Source organism: Variovorax sp. Soil_C_12 (genome assembly GCF_057657375.1).
In genome coordinates, this window is the sequence record NZ_JBDGIO010000007.1 from 208,776 (window position 1) to 226,615 (window position 17,840).

The following is a 17,840-nucleotide window of genomic DNA, read 5'->3' on the forward strand; positions in this document are numbered from 1 at the left end:
TGAGGTTGAATGTGTGAAGAACCAGCCCTTGCCCTCGCGGCCCCAGGGGCTTAGGGTTCGGATGGGGTAGATGAACTCGGCTTGATCACAGAGTGTGATCACACGTATAATCACACACAATCGGGTTAACCCGCATCCCGGCAACCAACGAGAGAGCCCATGGAACAGATCGCCGAACGGCTTCGACAACCCGCCCCTGAGGCACCGAGCAAACGCGCGCGCGGCAGCGTCCCCGAGGAAGTCTTCCAGCGCCTTCGGCGCGGCCTCATGGTCGGTGCCTTCGTGCCTGGCCAGGTGATGAGCCTGCGCAAGCTTGCCAGCAGCTTCGGCACCAGCCCGATGCCGGTGCGGGACGCACTGGCTCGGCTGGTCGTCATCAATGCGCTGGAAGCCACTGCCAGCGGTTCTGTTCGCGTGCCCAGACTGACTCCCAAGAAACTGAAGGAGCTTTTCGCGGTGCGGGAGCTGATCGAGGGCATGGCGACAGAGATGGCGTGCCGCAATTGCACGCCGGCGTTGCTGAGCACGCTGAGCGCCATCAACAAGGAGTTGCTGGAGGCCATCGCAAAGCGCAACCTGCTCGGCTGCCTGTCCTCGAACCAGCGCTTTCATTTCACGCTGTACGAGGCGTCAGGCACCGAAGTGGTCATGCCGCTGATCGAATCGTTGTGGCTGCAGTTCGGCCCGACCATGTACTTGTCGCTGCTGTCCCCGAGTACCCCTTGGGACGCCTCCGCGCACGTCGAGATCCTCGAAGGCCTGCGCACCAAGAAGCCCGCCATGGCGATGCAGGGTGTGCTGCGCGACATTCGCACCACGGGCAGCACGCTCGCACCCGCCCTCAGCGAGCCGAATGCCGACGACCTGCTCTCCGCCCCGCTCGACGACCTCTATTTCGGGAGTTGACCCTCGACCCCAAAGGAACCAGAAAATGACAACGCAAGGACCCGAAGCACGCCTGGCCCGACTCGGCATTGAGTTGCCGAAGGCCGTCGCACCCGCCGCCAACTATGTGCCGGCCCGCAAGAGCGGATCGCTGATCTACATCGCGGGCCAGGTCCCGACCGCCGGCGGCAAGGACCAGTACGTGGGCAAGGTGGGCCAGGACGTGTCGATCGAGGATGCCCAGAAGGCGGCGCGCCTGTGCGCGCTCAACATCCTTGCCCAGCTGCGCACGGCCCTGGGCGGCAGTCTGGATGGCGTCGCGGGCTGCGTGCGCCTGGGCGGCTTCGTCAACGCCACGCCCGAGTTTGGCGACCATCCCAAGGTGATCAATGGCGCCTCCGATCTGATGGTCGAGGTGTTCGGCGATGCGGGCCGGCATGCGCGCGCCGCAGTCGGCTGCAATTCGCTGCCGCGCAATGTCGCCGTCGAGGTCGATGCCATTTTTGAGCTGGCCTGACGATGGAGCACGCCGCGTCCCGGGCTGACGCCCGTGTGCCGATCCATGTGCTGACCGGCTTCCTGGGCAGCGGCAAAACCACGCTGCTGCGCCATCTGCTGGCCGATCCCAGCCTGGCGGACACCGCGGTGGTCATCAATGAGTTCGGCGAGGTCGGGCTCGACCACCTGCTGGTGCGCGAGGTCGCCGAAGACGTCGTGCTGCTGAGCTCGGGCTGCCTGTGCTGCTCGGTTCGCGACGACCTGGTGTCGACGCTGGCCGAACTGCATGCGCTGATGCGGGCCGGCGAGATTCCTGCATTTGCCCGGGTCGTCGTGGAGACCACAGGACTGGCCGACCCGGCGCCGATCATGCAGGCCATTCTGAGCGAGACGACGCTCGTGCCGTGGTTCCGCCTCGGCCAGGTGATCACGACGGTGGACGCCGTCAACGGCGAGCAGACGCTGGCTCGCCATCGCGAGGCCAGGCAGCAATTGGCAACGGCCGACCGGCTGATCCTGACCAAGACCGATCTGGTCGGCGAATCCGAGGGCGATGCGCTCGGTGAAAAGCTCCGGGCCATGAATCCGTCGGCGAGCCTGCTCGTCTCGCGCAAGGCACGACTGCCCGCCGCCGAGATCCTCAGGGAGGCCGACGGGCCATGGCGAGCCCCCGTGCCTGCCCAGCTCGGCCCTATCCTTGATTCTGCCTACGAGATTCCCGTGGCGCCTCAGGCGCACGGACATGACGAGGCCATCAAGACCTTCACGGTGGCGCTGCAGCAGCCGGTCGAGTGGGCTGCCTTCGTCGAGTGGCTGGAGTTGCTGCTCGCCAGCCGCGGCGATTCGATCCTGCGCGTGAAGGGTCTGCTGGCAGTGACCGACGATGGGCGCCCCGTGGTCGTTCAGGGTGTGCAGCACGTGCTCTACCCCATCGAGCGCCTGCCGGCATGGCCGCAGGCGTCCGCTGCTCCCGGATGGATCGTCTTCATCGCACGCGACCTGACGCCGCGGGCGATCGAGAACTCAATCCGCAGCGTCTACGAGACCAGCCTGGCCTGAGATCGCTGCACTCGCACCGGCGGCGGCGTCGACCACGCATCCTCTGCGCAGCAGCACGCGCCCGCCCGGGCGCCTCGCGAGCGCATCGTCGAAAGACGAGGCCGGTATCAGCAACAGATCCGCCACGTCGCCGACCTCGATGCGCCGACGCCCGCCGCAGATCAGCGAGCCGAGTTCCTCCGCGGCATCGACGTGCGCGGCCATCGCACCCACGAAGCCGGTGTCGAGCATGTCGCCATCGCCGAATGGAAAGAACCAGTCCCTGACGTTGTCGGTGCCGAAGCGCACTGCCACGCCGGCCTGCAGCGCTTCGACGACAGGGGCCAATCCCCGCGCGCGCGGCGCTCCGTCGCCGCGCGCCTGCAGGTAGAGATTCAGCTCGGGCAGCACCACCAGCATGATGCGGGCCGCGGCCATCCGGTCCACCAGCCGGCGGACATCGTCGCGCGATAGGGCCGAGAGCACGCAGGCGTGACTGACCGTGACGCGGCCCTGCAGGCCACGCGCCACGGTGGCGTCGACCAGCCGATGGATCAGCGCGTTCGGCGCGTCGAGATGCTCGTCCAGGTGAACGTCGACCGACACACCCAGCGCAAGCGCCGTGTCCAGCAGCGCCTCCAGGGCCGCGGCGGGCTGGGCGCAGAGTGCCGGCACGGCGCCGATCAGCGACGCGCCACTCCCGACCGCCTCGGCGAAGAGCGCCTGTGTCTCGGGGTGGCTGGGGTCGGCGGCGGCGCTCGCGAATGCCACCACCTCGACGTCGAGCGACGAGCCCAACTCCCTCGCGGCCGCCTGCACCCCTTCGATCGCACGCCTGCCGGTAACGGCATCGATGTCGGTGTGCGTGCGTACCGAGGAGACGCCATGCGCGATCGACCTGTGAAACAGCCGCGAGGCGCGCCCCCGGATGTCCTCGGCGCTGCCGCTGGCCCGCTCGCGCTGCGCCGACGCCACCGCATCACCGAGCGACAGCGGACGCTGCGCGGGCGCCGCGTACGCGCGGTTGGCATGCGCATGCATGTTGACCAGCGATGGCATGGCCAGCCAGCGCGGCGCGGCCGCGTCGACGGCGGCCGAGATGGCGTGCACGCGCTCTCCCTCGAGCGCAAGGTCGAAACTGCCCGCCCGATCGCTGAGTGCGACGCTCCGAATGACCCGCATCAGTTGCCGGTGTCGTACAGCGTGGTCGTGGTTTCGACGTTTTCGTCGTGCAGTCCCGCACGCTCCACCGCGGCCGCGGCCAGTTCCCTGGCCTTCCGGCGCAGCGCCGGCTCGTCGACCCCATGGACCTGGCCCTCGCTGTAGAGCGTCTTCCCATCGACCCAGGTTTGCGAGATCGACGCGGTCGATGCGGAGAAGACCAACGCCTGCAGGGGATCGTGAAACGGCGTCCATTCGATGTGATCGAGGTCGAACAGGATGAAGTCGGCCTTCTTGCCGATCTCGAGCGAACCGATCTCATGGTCCCACAGCGCCGCCTTGGCGCCTTCGATCGTGGCCGCCCTGAGGGCCTGCCGGGCCGTGAACACGTCGGGCTTCATGCGCGCGTCCTTGAACATGCCGGCGACGATCAGCATCTGGCGCATCAGGTTCATGTTGCCGGCGGCCGACACGCCATCGGTGCCGAGCCCGACCGTGACGCCGGCGGCGACCATCTCGGGATACTTGCCGATCGCCGTCGCGCCCTTGCCGAGCTTGAACGACGAACACGGGCAGAACGCCACCTTGGCGCCGCGGCTCGCGAGCAGCTTCACCTCCTCGTCGCTGACGGCGGCACCGTGGGCAATGACGAGGTTGGAGCCGATGCCGCCCGCGCGGTCGATGCGCGTGATCGGCCAGCAGCCGTACTTGTCTTCGCAAACCTTCGCTTCCTCGATCGACGTCGCCAGGTGGTAGGTGGTGCCGACGCCGAGCCGCTCGGCGAGCTTCTGCGCGCCGACATGGAGCTCCAGCGTGCAGGGCTCCTTCCCCTCGATGTTCACCCAGCAGCGCACGCGGCCGTCGAGGGCGCCGTCGTACTTGCGCACGCAGGCCTCCAGTTCCGCGAGCGCAGCCTCCGCGCTCGGGAAGAAGTGGTGCCGCGCCATCTCCTCGGTCCAGCCGCGGGGCAGCTCGGGCGGCGGGTTGTCCGCCGCATGGCGGCCGGTCACGCCGCGGATGCCGGCCTTTTCCATCGCCCGGACCGTGATGCCGGGGTCGTACTGCGAGCCCATGTCGATGAAGCAGGTGGTGCCGTTGCGCAGCATCTCGGTGATGCCGAGCAGCGCACCCCAGTATTCGTCTTCCTCGGTGATGTGCGCATAGAAGGGCTTGGCCCAGTGGAACACCCAGGCCCGCGTGTTCAGGTTGTCGGGGAACACGGCGCGCGACAGGGTCTCGGACAGGTGGACGTGGCTGTCGACGAAGCCCGGGCAGATTCCAAGCATGCGCCCGTCCATCACGCGGTCGAAGTGCTCGCCGCGATGTCTCGCGGCAACGTCCGCGGCGGGACCGATGTCTACGATGCGATCGTTGTCGATCAGGAGGCTGGCGTCGCGCACCACCGTGTCGTTGGCATCGACGAGGAATGCGAATTCAAGGTGCTCGATGAGCGTGCGCATGGCGATCTTTCCAGGTTGGAATGGTCTGTTGTCGTTCAGCCCTGGATGACCAGCAGCTTGTCGGTGTTGGCATAGTCGGACAGCAGTTCGCAGCCATTGGCCGTGACCAACAGCATGTCCTTGTTCTGCATGCCGAAGCCGTGACCCGTTTCATAGCACAACGGCTCGAAGCCGAGCACCATGCCCTCCTCGATCAGCGCGTCGCTTCCGGGCCGGCCCAGGACCGGTGTCTTGCCCAGGTAGGGATCTTCGTGCAGGTGCAGGCCGATGCCGTGGCCGACGAACGAGATCGGCGGCAGGTCCATCTCGGACAGCTTGGCGATGAAGGCATCGTAGATGGCGCGGCAGCTGGCGCCTGGCTTGACCATCTCCATGATGCGGTACTTGCAATCCACTAGGTGCTGCCAGATGGCTTCCGCCTTCGGCGGTGGCTCGTGCACGACCGCGGTACGGCACACGCCCGCCTGGTAGCCGTCGATCACGGAAAAGATCTCGACGCGGCAGACGTCGCGCGGCTTGAGCCGGCGCTCGCTCGGGCCGACGTTGGGCAGCACGCTGCGCTCGCCGGTCGCGATGATCATCAGCTTGAAGTGCTCGGCGCCCAACGCATAAACGTTGCGTGTCAGGTGCCCGGCGATGTCCATCTCCGAGTCGCCCGCCTTGACCGATGCGAGCGCATCGGTGATCGCCTGGTCGGCGATGCGCGACAGGCGGCGCAGCAAGGCGATCTCCTGCGGTGTCTTGATCTGGCGCAGTCGCGCGAGGATCTGCTCGCAGGGCTCGAAGCGCGCCCCGGGGAGCGCCTTCTGCAGGCGTGCCAGGTCGCCGGCGGGCAGGTAGTCCATCTCGATGCCGATGCGGCCGCGCCCAAGGCCGAGCTTGCTCATCTGGTCGGCCAACACGGCCATCGCGTCGTCCGTGAACTCGGCCCAGATGCGCGTCGGCACCTCCGGCGCACGGCGCTTCACCGTGCTGGCCTCCATGTCGACCGAGAACAGCTCCGTACGGCCATCGGCCGTGACGATCGCCATCGCATGACGATGCCGGATCAGCGGCTGCGACGGCACGACGAAGCCGGTTGCGTAGGCGTAGTTCTCGGGGGAGCACGACACCATGGCGTCGAGTCCGTGCTCGGCGATCGCCTTGACCTGTCGCTCGATGATTGCTTGGCGCATCTGGAACCTTCCGTGGATGTATGTTGACGCAGCGAACTTCAGTCGCGGACGGTGTACTTCTCGATCTTGGCGAGATCGACGTCAATGCCCATGCCGGGCCCGGTCGGCACTTCGATGCCGCCTTCGACGAGCTTCATCGGTGCGACGATGAGATCGTCGCGGTAGTAGATGCCGCCGACCTGCCCTTTCTGCCACTCGGCCGGGGTCGACACAGGGACCACGCACGACAGCGTCGCAGCCGGTGCGGCGGCGGCCAGGTGGATGTTGGCGAGGTTGCCGACCCCGGTCTCCACCGAACCGTTGACGTTGCAGATGATTCCGGCCGCGCGGCACACGGCGGCGACTTCCATCGCCTTGTAGAGCCCGCCCGGCTTGGTGCTGTAGATGGACACGATCTGCGCCGCGCGCTGCTCGCTGATCTGGATCACGTCGTGCGCATTCCAGGCCGACTCGTCGGCCATCACCGGCTGGTCGATCGCACGGGCGACCTCGGCGATGCGCTCGATGCCCATCACCGGCTGCTCGACGTACTTGAGCCGGTACGGCTCCATCGCCCGCACCGTGGCAATGGCCTCGCCCGGCGTGCGATAGCCTTCGTTGGCGTCGACGCACAGTTCGACGTCGTCACCCACCGCTGCCCGCACCGTGCGCACCATGTCGATGTCGCGCTTCGCATCCACGCCGATCTTGATCTTGATCGTCCTGATGCCTTCGGAAGCGACCTGCACCACCTCCCTCTCAGCCTCGGCGATCGGGATCAGCCCGATCGAATGGGTGACCATGACGCGCGAGCGCGCCTTGCCTCCCAACAACATGTGGACCGGCAGGCCGAGCCAACGGCCTGTGACGTCATAGGCGGCGAACTCGACTGCCGCCTTGGCATAGGGATATCCGCGGATGACCGCGTCCATGCGCGTATGCATCTCGGCGAAGTTGCCGAGCTCGATCCCAATCAGCGAAGGCGCGAGGTACTTCTCGATGACCATCCTGGCGATCGCCGTGGACTCGCCGAAGTAGCGGCCGAACTCGCCGCCCCAGTCTTTCAATGCGGGGGCCTCCCCCCACCCGACGCGACCGTCGCTATCGACCACGCGCGTCAGCAGATAACGGCCGATGGACTCGGTCAGGCCGGTCCACTTGTGCTCTCGCCGGGTGGGAAGCTGGACCAGCAGCGTGTCAATGGACCGTATCGTCGGCATCGATAGAACTCCTCATATGGGTGTCGGGTTCCCACAGCCCATCTGCGGAACCTTTACTGTGATCACAGTTTGTGATCAAATATTGTGCTTGTCAATAGTGACGTCCATCCGTGTGCCACGGCGCGGTAGAAAACGGCTTGCATCGGGCAAGGAGGCCCAGTCATGCTCATCGAGATCACCAACTACTACGCGTTGCCCGGCCAGGCCGACGCGGTTCTGGCGCAGCGTCGACTCGTCAGCGAAATCCGGACGCGACTCGGACTGCCGGCGGGGCGCATCTTCAAGAAGCTCGAAGGCGCCGGCCCCGACGTGCGATGGGAGTGCACGTTCGATGCCCGCGCAGACTACGAGCGCGATCTGGCTGCTCGCGGCGCGTCCGAAGAATTCACGCATGCGCGGCAAGACATGCACACACTCCTGGAGCGCTTCGAGCGCAACCTGCAGCAGGAAACGCAATAGGCGTCGCTTGACTGGCGGCTGGATCGCTTCGCGGCACACCAGTGGTTCGCTTGGCCGCTGAAGTGATGTGTGCGTGGTTGGAAAAGCCCAACTCGGTCGCCAGATCTGCAAGCGCGCCTCCGTACCTGCCGAAGCTCGTCCATCGCACCTGGGTCACCGTCTCATAACGTATTGGTCGAAGGTGGCTTTGAACCTTCGCGCAAAAACCTTTCACGCGCTGCTCACGCGCCATCCTCTGAACGGTCAACTCACCTGGGCTGAGAGTTGTGAGTTGTGACCGTCAGTCGGACGGGAAAAAGCTGCAAGCGGGTGCGCGCTGCCTCCATCGCCAGACGTGCGGATCACCTGATCACTTCGGCAATGACGAGGTAATATCAAGGCAGCATGCTCGCGATAGCCAGCGCACGACCCTAGGCGTCGAGCAGGGCAAGGACCGCTATGCCATGCTACTGCCTCGCCTTCCCCTCAACTGATTCATAGAACCAAGCGGTACTGCGCACCGCTCGCAAGACGGCTGCCGGTCGCCAGCGATGTGCTGGGGTCAAGGCTGCGAAAGATATCACGCCTTCGCCACCTAGGCACACCGTTCATCACCGTCAGGGTGCGCTTGACCTTGGTCTCGCCGACCCCGAAGGGGCTGGGTGCCGTCGCGCCCTGGCGCTTAATGGCGTCCATTTTCGGAATCGAGTCGTCCCAGCTCGAATGAGACAGAAAAACCTGGATGTGCTGTGCGTCCACGAGGCCGGAGACGCGCTGCGTGGCGGCAATGTAGGCGTCGAGCCGGCCGAAGTCCCGCCCGAAATTGAAGTTCGTGCCGCCCCACAGCAATCCACGTTGCCGCTGCGCACCAAGCCGAACTTCGAAGGCGGGTGACAGCTTACCCATGGTGTGACCGGGCGTCAGGTAGAGCGCCATGGTGGTGTCGCCCAGCCGGAGCACGTCGCCGGCCTTGGCCGCGATGTCGCGCGCCGGGGTTGCGCCGCGGCGGGTCATCCCAGGCCGGGGTGGCAAACTCCAACTGCCTCTGGGTCATCGTCCCGAGATTGTGTTGTCCGTGCGCTTACCCATGCGTGCCGCGATGAGCGTCAGGAGCTGTTCCACATCGTCAGCAGTGTTAAAGATTCCAAACGAAATGCGTACACCCCCGCGTTCGGGAGATACGCGAACAAGGTTCTGGGTGAGATAGTCCACCCACTTGGCAACAGGCAGTGCCATCACATAGATGTGAGCTCGCCTTCCACGCTCTCGCGGTCCCACCAACTGGACTCCCAACTCGTCGAGGCCAGCAACCAAGCTGTCACCCAATCTCAGTACATGGTCTGCAATCGCAGCCACCCCGATTCTCTGGATAAAGTCAATGGAGCTGGAAAGCGCGTGTAGGTCCGGCAGGTTGTAGTTCCCGAGCTCGAATCGACCAGCATCTCGTCGAGGCGACAAATCGTCAGGTCTCGCTACGTAGTCTCCGGGAGGGTTGGCCAAGCTGGTCATGGCCAGGTACACCGGCTGTAGTTCCTGAAGGCAATTTTTCACATAGAGAATCCCTGCGCCTTGGGGAATGAGAAGTCCCTTGTGACACCCGGCGGCGAGGACGGAGATTCCAAGCTTTTCTACGTCGATCGGCAAGATGCCAACTGACTGCATCGCATCGACTACAAGGTAAATGCCCTTGGCAGCACAAAGCCGACCGATATCCTCAATATCATGGCGTTGCCCAGCGTGGAATGACACGTGCGACAGTGAAATCACCCGGGTGGTCGCATCCAGATGGGCAGCAAAGGTACCAGCGGTTGCAACCCGGTCATCGTCAAGCTTAATGAAACGAACGTTCACACCTTTACGCTTCAGATTGAGCCAGGCGTAGGCGTTGTTCGGATGGTCGCCTTGCAACATCAGCACTGAGTCGCCCGCCTTCAAAGGCACTGCGTTCGCGGCAATGTTGAGCCCTTCCGAGGTGTTCTTCGTGAACGCGATCTCTCCGGGCGACGCGTTCACGAGCCTTGCCACCGCTTCGCGGGCGGCCTCAACACGCCCCATCCACATTGACTTGGGACCCGCCATCTCGTTTCCTTCGGCCAGAAAGTCATCCAACGCCTTACGGACACAGGTCGGCATAGGCGTTTGATGGGCAGAATCAAGGTAGAGCATCCGCTTGGTTACAGGAAATTCCTGCCGGATGAATTCAGCGTCGATAGAAGCGTTCATGTGAAGTTCTTCGTGTTTGCCAAGGGGATGGGCATCCAACCCGCAGATCAGTGAAGCTTGATCCGGGATCCGCTGGACGGCTCGAGGCAACGTGCCAACGTGTCCATCGTCACGCGTCGCCATCCGTGGAGGGCGGCCTCGTGCATCTTGTACGTAGAGAGGTACATCGCCTTGGCGAAAACTCCTTCCACGAACATGCTCTTGCCAACGACCCCACCCATCAAGCTTCCGACTGTGCTGAAAGTACCCAAGGAGACAAGAGAGCCAAAGTCTCGATATCTGTAATCGGGAAGTGGCCGCCCTGCGATGAAGGCGGGCAGATGGCGCGCCAGGAAGACCGCCTGCTGGTGGGCGGCCTGAGCCCTGGGAGGGACGAAGCCTTCACCATCGGCCCTGGGACATGCGGCGCAATCACCAATTGCAAAGATGCTCGGGTCGTGCGTCGTTTGAAGGGAAGGCCGAACTACAAGCTGATTGAGCCGGTTGGATTCCAAGCCCGCCAGGCTGCGCAGGAAATCTGGCGCTCGAACTCCGGCCGCCCAAACCGTGATCTCCGCTGGGATCACCCGCCCATCATGGAGTACGACCCCACGTCGCTCAACGCTTGCAACCTTCGCAGTTACGTAAACCGCCACCCCCTGCTTCGAGAGGAGTTGGTGTGCGGCGGCCGAAAGACGAGGAGGCAGAGCCGGCAAGATTCGGTCCGCGGCTTCCACCAAGCGAATCTCAAGGCCCTTGCTCGTGGGTGACGCAGAAGCTCCGTACGCAAGCACCTCACGTCCCGTGCGGAGCAACTCCGCTGCCAGCTCGACCCCCGTCGCACCTGCTCCGATGATGCACACGCGCAGCTGCTCCGGCGAAAGCGCTGTGTCTTGAGCTTGCGCGCGAAAGCAGGCATTCATGAGCTTCCGATTGAAGCGGGCGGCATCACCGAGCGATTCGAGCTTGAGCGCATGCTCTCTGACTCCGGGCGTACCGAAGTCATTGCTTTGGCTGCCGACCGCGAGAACCAGCGTGTCGTATCGAAACGCTCGCGCCGGCGTAATCTGCTCGCCTTCCGCGTCGACGAACGGCGCAATTGCGACCTCACGGGTTGCACGGTCCAACCCCGTCATTTCGCCCATCCGATAGACGAAACCATGGTCACGGGCGTGCGCCAGATAGCCCACCTCATGCCGGCCCATATTCATACTGCCGGCGGCAATCTCGTGCAGCTTCGGCTTCCAGATATGAGAACGCGCCTTGTCGATGAGCGTCACCGCCAAGCGCTCATCCCTCCCCAATTGAGTTGCAAGCTCCAAGCCCGCCGCCCCGCCGCCAACAATCACCACACGATGACGTTGCCCGGATTGTGTCGGTTTCGGTCGCGCAAGACTTGCGCCTGCATCTTGCCCCGTCATGGCGAGTCCTGGTTGTAGCCTAAGACAGCAACGTTCCGAAGCTCCACTTCACGTTCGTCGCCAACGAAGGAAACTGCGCCGCAGATCATCAACGCGAGGTGGCGATACGATGCGTCATCAGATCCGGTCGAGCACCTGGCAAAGTGACTTTCAACGGGGTGCAGCAAGCCAGCCTCGGCATTGAGGCGATTCTGAGCGAGGCTGTTCATATGGAGTTAGCTGCGCAGCTTGGCTTCTAGAAAGCCGGCGAGCAGGGTGAGTGGATAGCAGATGGCAAAGAACACTAGTAGCACTCCGCAGTAGATCGGCACTGCGTGGGGTTCAGTGCTGACGTAGGCGAGTCGCTCAATCATCTGGCGAGCGGAGCCCAGCAGGTCAGTAACACCCACCACTGAAGTGAGTGCACTCGCCTGAATGAGCACTGTAAGCTGCCCTATGTAAGGGGGAAGGAAACGCCGGATTGCCTGGGGCATTACCGCGAAGACCATGGCCTGGACCTTGCCCAGCCCGAGCGCTCTAGCCGCTTCCGTCTGGCGCGAGGAGATCGAATTCAACGCGCCGCGTGCGGTTTCAGCGATGTTCGCCCCGCCCCATACGGCAAGTCCCAGCACCGAGGCCGTGATAGGACCAGTCGTGATCCCAACATGGGGAAGCGCAAAGAAGACGAACAGGAGCGTGATCAGGGACGGAACTCCGCGGAAGACGTCGATATACAGTCGCACAGCGACTTGAATCCACGTCGTCGTACTCGCTGAAAGCGAGCCGATGAATACGCCGATGACTGTGGCCAGCAAGGTCGTCAACAACGAAACCCAGAGCGTCACATTGAGCCCGCTGAGCATATGCGACGCGACCGGAACAATCCAATCCTGGTTCACTTGACGACTCCCAATCCAGGAACAGCAGCCGCGCGCTCCAGCTTGCGCGAGGCGATGGCGATAATGTTCGACACGACCAGATAGGCCAGAGCCGCGATCCCGAAGATCTCGAACACTTTGAACGTGTCCGCGACCATACGATTCGCCACGTAGGTCAGTTCTTGGTAGCCCACCGCGATCATGAAAGACGACGAGCGGAACTGTGTGATGGCCATGGTCGTGGCGGCGGGAATCGATGCCCGTAAGCCCAGCGGCAAGGTGACATCCAGGAACACTCGAGGCGCCGACATGCCCAATGCTCGCGCCGCAACCACTTCGTTCGGGTTCACCGAGCCATACCCGGCGCGAAAGATCTCCGTGTGATAGGCGGCGCCCCAAAGCCCCAGCGCCAGCCAGGAGGTGTCGAAGGGCGTCAGCTTGATTCCGAGGTCAGGCAGCGCGAAATAGAGCATGACCACCTGAACCAGCAACGGTGTGCAGCGGAACAGGTTCGCATAACAAGCAATTGCTTGGCTCAACACCGGGATGCGCGCGTGACGAGCGGCCCCCATGAGCATCCCGAGCGCGATACCCATCGCGATGCCGATGGAACTGATCAGGAGGGTTCGGCCAAGTCCATCGAACAGGACCAGAAGCTCATTCACAAAGGTCGTCGACATGTGTATCGCTCCGTGTTGGTTTGGGCAGTCGCTTGGGACGGCCCTCACCGCGGGAAATCACTTACTTCAGACAGTCCAGCGCACCGCTCTTGGAGTAGTCCAGTTTCATGCTCGGGCCAGGAACGACTTGACGGTACTTCGCGACGAACGTCGGGTCCTTGACCTCCTGCGAAAAGGCCTTATAAAAGGCGTCCTCCGCCCGCATCTGTTCGAGTACAGCATTGACCCAGTCGAGCATCGCCTTGTTGCCCTTCTTCACACCGACGCCCTGAACTGCTGAAGCTGCCAAAGTGCCAACTACCTTGTAGTTCTTCTGCATCTGCGTGAAGTTGAAGCCGTAGACGTCGATATAGGCGAAGGCGTCGGCCCTGCCCTGGCTCAACATGGTCCCCCCTTCCGCCGCGGTTTGCACGGTGACGAGATTGGCCTGGGGATAGCACTTCTGCAGCCATGTTTGATAGGTGCTACCAGTCGGCGTGACCACGGTCTTGCCTGCCAGGTCGGCGTAATCAGACACCTTCGAGTCCTTGGGAACGATCAATTGCAGGTTGCTCACCCAGATCGGGCTCGAGTAGTCAAGCTGTTCAGCTCTTGCCGGCGTGTACGCAAGGGAGGCCAGAATCATGTCAATCTTCCCCGACTGCAAGAACGGAATGCGGTTGCTGTCATTGACGCACTGGGTGCGCAGGCCGTCGCCAGTGCCAAGGGCGAACTCGGCAACACGCTTGACCATTGCGTACTCGTACCCCGCGGGCTTGCCGTCAAGGCCTACGTAGCCGGCGGGCGGATATGTGCAGTTGATGCCCACAGTAAGAAACCCTGCGGCCTTCACATCGGGAGGCAATGGCGCATCCACTTTGGCTGCTGCTGCACTGGCGGCAAGGAACATGGAACCGATGACAGCGTTCATGGTGGCGAGCAAAAGGCGATTCATAGCTTGCTTTCAATAGAGATGTGACGGAAAGGTCGAGGCAAAGTTGACAAAAATCAGTGCTTCTTCATGCGCGAAAGAAACTGCTTGGTTCGTTCATGCTTCGGATGGTCAAGGACCTCGGAGGGCAGCCCCTGCTCAACGATGGATCCGCCCGCCATAAGCACCACGCGGTCACCAACCTCGCGGGCAAAGCCCATCTCATGGGTGACCACAAGCATCGTCATTCCCGATTTCGCAAGGTCTTTCATGACCGCCAGCACCTCGCCGACCAGCTCAGGGTCGAGTGCCGAGGTTGCCTCGTCGAAGAGCATCACGTGTGGCTGCATCATCAGGGCCCGAGCAATTGCGACACGTTGTTGCTGTCCGCCAGACAATTGATCCGGGTACTGTTCTGCCTTCTCGGCCAGGCCGACCTTGCGCAGGTATTCGCGTGCGCGCAGTTCTGCCTCGGCTGCGGGCTCCTTCAACACGCGCCGCGGCGCCAATGTAAGGTTCTTGAGTACGTTGAGATGCGGGAAGAGGTAGAAGTGCTGAAAGACCATCCCTATCCGCTGACGGATCTGGTTTTCGTTCACCGCCCCCCCAGTTAGGTCTTCACCTTCGAGCAGAATCTGCCCGGAGTCGATGCGTTGGAGTAGGTTCGCGCATCGCAGAAGTGAACTTTTTCCACCGCCGCTGGGTCCTACAATGACGACCACTTCTCCGCGATTGACGGTAAGGTCGACGCCTTTCAGGACCGCGTTGTCGCCATACGATAGATGGATGCTTCGCAACTCCAGTATTGGCTGTTCGTCAGTCCTTGTTGCAGCCGTTCTGGTCATGCTGATACACCTTCATGAAGTTTCATGGTGGGCTCTGTTCAACTGCGTTGGCTGTTGTCCTGGAATCGCTTCACGAACGTCTGGAATCGCTCTGTCTTTGGATTGGCGAACACCTCCGCCGGTGGACCGTCTTCAATGATTGCTCCTTGATAGAAGAACAGCAGACGATCTGCGACGTCTCGCGCAAACTGCATCTCGTGCGTCACGATGATCATCGTCATGCCGTCATTGCTGAGGTCGCGGAGCGTCTTCAGAACCTCCTCGACAAGCTCCGGATCGAGCGCCGAAGTCACCTCGTCGAACAACATCACCTTCGGCCGCATCGCAAGTGCCCGTGCTATCGCCACCCGCTGCTGCTGGCCGCCAGACAACTGCGAGGGAAAGTGGTTTGCCCGGTCTGCAAGACCAACCTTCTGCAGAAGCGTCAAGGCGTGGGCGTGCGCCTCCGCCTTCGATTCCCGATTCACCAGAACCGGACCCATCATCACATTCTGTATGGCAGTCTTGTGCGGGAAGAGGTTGTAGTTCTGAAAGACCATCCCCGCCTTCGTCCTGAGGCTGGCGATGTCAGCTTCTGACTGGCGACGTCTCGACTGACCGCTCGCGCCCCCGTTGTAGCCAACAGAACTGCCGTCCACGAGAATCTGGCCGGCCTGGAACTCCTCCAGGAAGTTGATGCAGCGAAGGAGCGTCGACTTCCCCGACCCACTGGGCCCGACGAGGACGACGACCTCACCTTCCTTCACGTCGAACGAGATGTCCTTCAAGACCTGGTTGCTGCCAAAGCTCTTCGAGACGCTCTTGACCTCAATCATGGTCCGCCGAGTAGAGGGGGAACGGGCTAAGTTCATCTTGTGCCTTCAGGACGTCTTGTAGCGGCGCTGCAGATAGGTTGCGCCAAGCGAGATGGGGTAGCAGATGCAGAAGTAGATGAGCATCACGGCGAAGAAGATCTGGAACGCTGCCAGAGTTCTTTCCACAACCTCACGCGAGGCATAAGTCAGTTCCCAGACACCCACGATGGATGCATAGGATGTGCTCTTGACCGCAATGGACGCAGTAGTGACAAGCGGCGGCATCGCCAGACGCATTCCTAGTGGGAGCTGGATCTGCATGAGGATCTGGCTCTTGCGGAGTCCGATTGACATGCCTGCCTCGACGGTCGTCTTGGGGACAGCGAGGATCGAACCCCGAACGATGTCCGCCACAAAGGCTGCGAAGTACGCGACCAGCGCGATCGTCGCCGCCACATAGTTCGGCGCATCGACACCCAATCGTGGGAGACCAAAGTACGCAATGAAGATCAGCACCAGGACAGGCACCCCGCGGACGATGTAGACGTAGACCGCAAGCACAGAGCGTACGGCGTTGCCACCGAGGGCGGCGAACACGCCCAGTGCAGAACCCAAGAGGAAGCTGAAGACAACCGTCGCTGCGGCCATCTCGAGGGTCACCACCGCTGCCTTGAGCAGATAGCCGAGGTTTAGAAAAGCAACTTCCATATGAGCCTCAGCGGCGCCTGCCCGAAGGAACCTCGAGCCAGCGGAACAGCGCGCTGGTGAGGGTTGTCAAGATGAGATAGAAGGCGGCGACGACAACGAACACCTCATAGGAGGATGCGGTTCGCTCCATGATGAGCTTGCCGCTTAAGGTTAGGTCGACGACGCCAATGCCTGCGACCAGCGATGTGTCTTTGATGAGCACCACCACCTGGTTTCCGATTGCCGGAACCACCTTCAGTACGGCTTGTGGCAGCACAACCCGGAAGAAGACTCCCGCCGGCTTCAATCCGATGGCTCTCCCCGCATCCCATTGCGTCCTCGGTACCGCGCTAACGCCTCCACGAAAGACCTCCGCGAGATAGGCCGTGTGTTGGACGGCAATCGCAAGGGCTCCGCAGTAGATGCCATCGAGCCTCGATCCCAGGAGCGGGGCACCGTAGTACACAACCAGTATGAGCAGGAAAGTCGGAACGTTTCGGAGAAACTCGATCACGGCGTAGGTCGGAGCCCACACCACGGCCTTCTCCGAAATGCGCAGCAGGACCAGCAGCATGCCCAAGACCAACGCAGCTGGGAGGCACATCGCGACAAGTGCGAGCGTCACCAGGAAGCCGTCGAAGAATTCCGGCAGCCATCCTCCAGCCATGTTGAGCCAGTTCATGCTTGATTTCCTCTGTTCCCGGCTCTTCGCTTACTTGGCGTTGACGTAGTACTTGGCGTTGAGCGGCTCTTTGCCGAACCACTTTTTGTAGCTGGCCGCATAGTCGTTGAACATGGAGCCGGACCGCATCTCATTGACGTACGTGTCCAGCGCGAGCCACCATTTAAAGTCGCCCTGCTTCATGTAGATGGCGTTGTTCGTGACCGCCGTCATCCGTTCGTCCAGAATCCGAACATCCTTGTTCTGTGCGGCATACCAGAGCGCGACGGGCTCGTCCAACTGGGCGGCGTCAACGCGGCCTCCTTTCACCGCGGTGAACTGAGCTCCTATGGAGTCCAGGGTGGTGGCCTTGGCCTTCGGGAAGAACTGCTTGGCCCGGTCCGCCTGCACAGGGGTGGACAGGATCGCGGTCGTGACCTTGTCGCTGTTCAGGTCCGAGAAGGTTTTGAACTTTGAATCGGCCTTCACGATGACGACTATGGAGGAGTCGATGTAGCCCCGAGTGAACGCAACACGTGCAATTCGGTCGGGCAGGATCGTGGCTACGTGGATTCCGAAGTCAACCTTTCCGCTGTTGACGTTCTCCCACCGAGCAGCCGAGCTCTGCTTCACGAACTCGATATGCTTCGGGTCGTCACTCCCGAACAGTCCCTTCGCGATGAGCTTGGCCACATCGATATCGAAGCCGGACAGGTCACCTTTTTCATTGACGAATCCAAAGGGTGGCGACTCACTGCTGACGCCCACGACGACCTTGCCTCGCGCAAGTACTTCGTCGAGCTTGGACTTCTCCTGGGCAGCAGAAGTTTGCGAGATGAACAGGCCTGCAAAGAGCAGGCAAGCGGTACCAAGTAGTTTGCGCATAGGGATTCCTCTTTCGTGAGTTGGGTTGAGAAGGAAATTTGATA

20 protein-coding genes are annotated in these 17,840 nt (G+C 62.3%); 4 read left to right on the top strand and 16 right to left on the bottom strand.

What is annotated here, in order from left to right:
- Window positions 1–159 precede the first annotated feature (159 nt).
- From AC3A6X_RS20325 to AC3A6X_RS20335, 3 genes are read left to right on the top strand one after another with little or no spacing between them, the layout of a single operon-like run.
- The gene (locus AC3A6X_RS20325) at window positions 160–906 is read left to right on the top strand and encodes a GntR family transcriptional regulator (protein WP_487843893.1); all 747 of its coding nucleotides are present in this window, start codon (window positions 160–162) and stop codon (window positions 904–906) included.
- Between the two features lie 25 nt (window positions 907–931).
- A complete protein-coding gene (locus AC3A6X_RS20330) occupies window positions 932–1,402 on the top strand; it encodes a RidA family protein (protein WP_487843894.1) in 471 nt (156 codons plus the stop codon).
- 2 nt (window positions 1,403–1,404) lie between these two features.
- A complete protein-coding gene (locus AC3A6X_RS20335; RefSeq protein ID WP_487843895.1) occupies window positions 1,405–2,442 on the top strand; it encodes a CobW family GTP-binding protein in 1,038 nt (345 codons plus the stop codon).
- Here AC3A6X_RS20335 and AC3A6X_RS20340 read toward each other — a convergent pair.
- From AC3A6X_RS20340 to AC3A6X_RS20355, 4 genes are all read right to left on the bottom strand, one after another.
- Window positions 2,407–3,531, bottom strand: a complete 1,125-nt coding sequence (locus AC3A6X_RS20340) for an amidohydrolase family protein (RefSeq protein WP_487843896.1) — start codon at window positions 3,529–3,531, stop codon at window positions 2,407–2,409. The genes AC3A6X_RS20335 and AC3A6X_RS20340 overlap by 36 nt on opposite strands.
- Before the next feature lie 71 nt (window positions 3,532–3,602).
- Complete coding sequence (locus AC3A6X_RS20345) at window positions 3,603–5,042, bottom strand: amidohydrolase family protein (RefSeq protein ID WP_487843897.1); 1,440 nt, start codon at window positions 5,040–5,042, stop codon at window positions 3,603–3,605.
- Between the two features lie 35 nt (window positions 5,043–5,077).
- Window positions 5,078–6,217 (bottom strand): M24 family metallopeptidase, encoded by a 1,140-nt coding sequence (locus tag AC3A6X_RS20350; RefSeq protein WP_487843898.1) that lies wholly within the window; start codon window positions 6,215–6,217, stop codon window positions 5,078–5,080.
- A 38-nt stretch (window positions 6,218–6,255) separates the two neighbouring features.
- Entirely contained in the window at window positions 6,256–7,416 is a 1,161-nt protein-coding gene (locus AC3A6X_RS20355) for a mandelate racemase/muconate lactonizing enzyme family protein (RefSeq protein WP_487843899.1), read from the bottom strand.
- A gap of 162 nt (window positions 7,417–7,578) precedes the next feature.
- On the opposite strand from AC3A6X_RS20355, the gene AC3A6X_RS20360 reads away from it, so the two are divergent.
- Window positions 7,579–7,875, top strand: coding sequence for a hypothetical protein (locus tag AC3A6X_RS20360; RefSeq protein ID WP_487843900.1), 297 nt, complete (start codon window positions 7,579–7,581; stop codon window positions 7,873–7,875).
- A gap of 474 nt (window positions 7,876–8,349) precedes the next feature.
- Here AC3A6X_RS20360 and AC3A6X_RS20365 read toward each other — a convergent pair whose 3' ends face one another.
- From AC3A6X_RS20365 to AC3A6X_RS20420, 12 genes are all read right to left on the bottom strand, one after another.
- Window positions 8,350–8,868: an MBL fold metallo-hydrolase gene (locus AC3A6X_RS20365; RefSeq protein WP_487843901.1), complete on the bottom strand. Its 519-nt coding sequence runs from the start codon at window positions 8,866–8,868 to the stop codon at window positions 8,350–8,352.
- A gap of 36 nt (window positions 8,869–8,904) precedes the next feature.
- Entirely contained in the window at window positions 8,905–10,077 is a 1,173-nt protein-coding gene (locus AC3A6X_RS20370) for an aminotransferase class V-fold PLP-dependent enzyme (protein ID WP_487843902.1), read from the bottom strand.
- A gap of 47 nt (window positions 10,078–10,124) precedes the next feature.
- Entirely contained in the window at window positions 10,125–11,477 is a 1,353-nt protein-coding gene (locus AC3A6X_RS20375; protein ID WP_487843903.1) for an NAD(P)/FAD-dependent oxidoreductase, read from the bottom strand.
- Entirely contained in the window at window positions 11,474–11,686 is a 213-nt protein-coding gene (locus AC3A6X_RS20380) for a hypothetical protein (protein ID WP_487843904.1), read from the bottom strand. The genes AC3A6X_RS20375 and AC3A6X_RS20380 overlap by 4 nt, the downstream gene beginning before the upstream one ends.
- A 6-nt stretch (window positions 11,687–11,692) precedes the next feature.
- The gene (locus tag AC3A6X_RS20385; protein ID WP_487843905.1) at window positions 11,693–12,355 is read right to left on the bottom strand and encodes an amino acid ABC transporter permease; all 663 of its coding nucleotides are present in this window, start codon (window positions 12,353–12,355) and stop codon (window positions 11,693–11,695) included.
- A complete protein-coding gene (locus AC3A6X_RS20390) occupies window positions 12,352–13,014 on the bottom strand; it encodes an amino acid ABC transporter permease (RefSeq protein WP_487843906.1) in 663 nt (220 codons plus the stop codon). Before AC3A6X_RS20390 ends, AC3A6X_RS20385 begins: the two co-directional genes overlap by 4 nt.
- 61 nt (window positions 13,015–13,075) lie before the next feature.
- Window positions 13,076–13,948 carry a transporter substrate-binding domain-containing protein gene (locus tag AC3A6X_RS20395; protein ID WP_487843907.1) on the bottom strand — a complete coding sequence of 291 codons (873 nt, stop codon included), beginning with the start codon at window positions 13,946–13,948 and terminating at the stop codon, window positions 13,076–13,078.
- A 53-nt stretch (window positions 13,949–14,001) separates the two neighbouring features.
- Complete coding sequence (locus AC3A6X_RS20400; RefSeq protein WP_487843908.1) at window positions 14,002–14,769, bottom strand: amino acid ABC transporter ATP-binding protein; 768 nt, start codon at window positions 14,767–14,769, stop codon at window positions 14,002–14,004.
- Window positions 14,770–14,807: 38 nt separating this feature from the next.
- Window positions 14,808–15,584, bottom strand: coding sequence for an amino acid ABC transporter ATP-binding protein (locus tag AC3A6X_RS20405; RefSeq protein ID WP_487843909.1), 777 nt, complete (start codon window positions 15,582–15,584; stop codon window positions 14,808–14,810).
- Between the two features lie 45 nt (window positions 15,585–15,629).
- On the bottom strand, window positions 15,630–16,271 hold the full coding sequence (locus AC3A6X_RS20410; RefSeq protein WP_487843910.1) for an amino acid ABC transporter permease: 642 nt from the start codon (window positions 16,269–16,271) through the stop codon (window positions 15,630–15,632).
- A gap of 7 nt (window positions 16,272–16,278) precedes the next feature.
- Window positions 16,279–16,932 carry an amino acid ABC transporter permease gene (locus AC3A6X_RS20415; RefSeq protein WP_487843911.1) on the bottom strand — a complete coding sequence of 218 codons (654 nt, stop codon included), beginning with the start codon at window positions 16,930–16,932 and terminating at the stop codon, window positions 16,279–16,281.
- A gap of 30 nt (window positions 16,933–16,962) precedes the next feature.
- A complete protein-coding gene (locus AC3A6X_RS20420) occupies window positions 16,963–17,796 on the bottom strand; it encodes a transporter substrate-binding domain-containing protein (protein WP_487843912.1) in 834 nt (277 codons plus the stop codon).
- Window positions 17,797–17,840 lie beyond the last annotated feature (44 nt).

Coding starts and splice junctions, on each gene's coding strand:
- AC3A6X_RS20325 (WP_487843893.1), top strand. CDS start 160: ATGGAACAGATCGCCGAACGGCTTCGACAACCCGCCCCTGAGGCACCG.
- AC3A6X_RS20330 (WP_487843894.1), top strand. CDS start 932: ATGACAACGCAAGGACCCGAAGCACGCCTGGCCCGACTCGGCATTGAG.
- AC3A6X_RS20335 (WP_487843895.1), top strand. CDS start 1,405: ATGGAGCACGCCGCGTCCCGGGCTGACGCCCGTGTGCCGATCCATGTG.
- AC3A6X_RS20345 (WP_487843897.1), bottom strand. CDS start 5,042: ATGCGCACGCTCATCGAGCACCTTGAATTCGCATTCCTCGTCGATGCC.
- AC3A6X_RS20350 (WP_487843898.1), bottom strand. CDS start 6,217: ATGCGCCAAGCAATCATCGAGCGACAGGTCAAGGCGATCGCCGAGCAC.
- AC3A6X_RS20355 (WP_487843899.1), bottom strand. CDS start 7,416: ATGCCGACGATACGGTCCATTGACACGCTGCTGGTCCAGCTTCCCACC.
- AC3A6X_RS20360 (WP_487843900.1), top strand. CDS start 7,579: ATGCTCATCGAGATCACCAACTACTACGCGTTGCCCGGCCAGGCCGAC.
- AC3A6X_RS20365 (WP_487843901.1), bottom strand. CDS start 8,868: ATGACCCGCCGCGGCGCAACCCCGGCGCGCGACATCGCGGCCAAGGCC.
- AC3A6X_RS20370 (WP_487843902.1), bottom strand. CDS start 10,077: ATGAACGCTTCTATCGACGCTGAATTCATCCGGCAGGAATTTCCTGTA.
- AC3A6X_RS20375 (WP_487843903.1), bottom strand. CDS start 11,477: ATGACGGGGCAAGATGCAGGCGCAAGTCTTGCGCGACCGAAACCGACA.
- AC3A6X_RS20380 (WP_487843904.1), bottom strand. CDS start 11,686: ATGAACAGCCTCGCTCAGAATCGCCTCAATGCCGAGGCTGGCTTGCTG.
- AC3A6X_RS20390 (WP_487843906.1), bottom strand. CDS start 13,014: ATGTCGACGACCTTTGTGAATGAGCTTCTGGTCCTGTTCGATGGACTT.
- AC3A6X_RS20395 (WP_487843907.1), bottom strand. CDS start 13,948: ATGAATCGCCTTTTGCTCGCCACCATGAACGCTGTCATCGGTTCCATG.
- AC3A6X_RS20400 (WP_487843908.1), bottom strand. CDS start 14,769: ATGACCAGAACGGCTGCAACAAGGACTGACGAACAGCCAATACTGGAG.
- AC3A6X_RS20405 (WP_487843909.1), bottom strand. CDS start 15,584: ATGATTGAGGTCAAGAGCGTCTCGAAGAGCTTTGGCAGCAACCAGGTC.
- AC3A6X_RS20410 (WP_487843910.1), bottom strand. CDS start 16,271: ATGGAAGTTGCTTTTCTAAACCTCGGCTATCTGCTCAAGGCAGCGGTG.
- AC3A6X_RS20415 (WP_487843911.1), bottom strand. CDS start 16,932: ATGAACTGGCTCAACATGGCTGGAGGATGGCTGCCGGAATTCTTCGAC.
- AC3A6X_RS20420 (WP_487843912.1), bottom strand. CDS start 17,796: ATGCGCAAACTACTTGGTACCGCTTGCCTGCTCTTTGCAGGCCTGTTC.